Source organism: Bradyrhizobium sp. 179 (genome assembly GCF_023073535.1).
GTDB lineage: Bacteria > Pseudomonadota > Alphaproteobacteria > Rhizobiales > Xanthobacteraceae > Bradyrhizobium.
Genome location: NZ_JADPJR010000018.1, coordinates 1 through 918, shown reverse-complemented (window position 1 = coordinate 918; position 918 = coordinate 1). Strand labels below are relative to the sequence as shown.

Below are 918 nucleotides of genomic sequence, written 5' to 3'. Positions count from 1 at the left end.
CCATTTGCCATCACACCTTAAGTGCCCTTCCGATAGGCGTGGAGCGCGAGCGCGGCGGCTGTTGCCCCTCAACTAGGCCGCAGCCGGCGCGCTCGCGCGGTCTCGGTAAGCTTCTCCTTTGACCAGCATGGCCCAGATGATCCGGGCGGTTTTTGCGGCGAAGGCCACCATGGCGACCTTGTAAGGCCGCCGCGCCAGCAGATCACGCAACCACGGATCGGTGACGCCGCGCGCCTTCTGCTGTCGCAAATGGGCACTGGCTCCGCTGATCAGCAGCGCGCGCAGCACGCGGTCGCCCCGTTTGGAGATGCGCCCCGGGCGATGCTTGCCACCGGTGCCATGATCCTTGCCGGTGATCCCGATCCAGGCCGCAAAGTCACGCCCAGAGCGGAACACTGTTGCGTCGGGCACTTTGGCCAGGACCGTGCTGGCGATGATCGGGCCGACGCTTGGAACATCCATGAGCCGCTTGGCGTCGCGATCGCAGCGGGCAGCCTTGGCGATCTGCCGTTCGAGCCCCCGTTCATCGGCATTGAGCGCCTGCCAGTGCTTGGCCAGCATCAACAGGGCGCCGCGCATCATCTCCGGAACCTCCTCGCTCGGTTCTTCGAGCCGGGCCATCAGCTCACACAGCCCCTGATATCCTTGCGCAGCAACGATCCCGAGCTCACTCAGCGCGGCTCGCAAGGCGTTTGCCACCATCGTCCGCTGCCGGACCAGCAAGGCACGCGCGCCATGAACCGCCAGCATCGCCTGTTGTGCGACGCTCTTCACCGGAACAAACCGCATCGTCGGTCGGGTCACAGCTTCGCAAATCCCCTCGGCGTCACGACCGTCGTTCTTGTTGCGCTTGACATAGGGCTTCACATACGCCGGCGGCATCAGCCGCACCTCATGGCCATAGCGGCTGATGACGCG

At 65.3% G+C, this 918-nt stretch carries 1 protein-coding gene; it reads right to left on the bottom strand.

All coding sequences use genetic code 11. The annotated features are described in order from the left end of the window. Nucleotides 1–72: 72 nt before the first annotated feature. Nucleotides 73–912 carry an IS110 family transposase gene (locus tag IVB12_RS03365; RefSeq protein WP_346658478.1) on the bottom strand — a complete coding sequence of 280 codons (840 nt, stop codon included), beginning with the start codon at nt 910–912 and terminating at the stop codon, nt 73–75. Nucleotides 913–918: the final 6 nt, after the last annotated feature.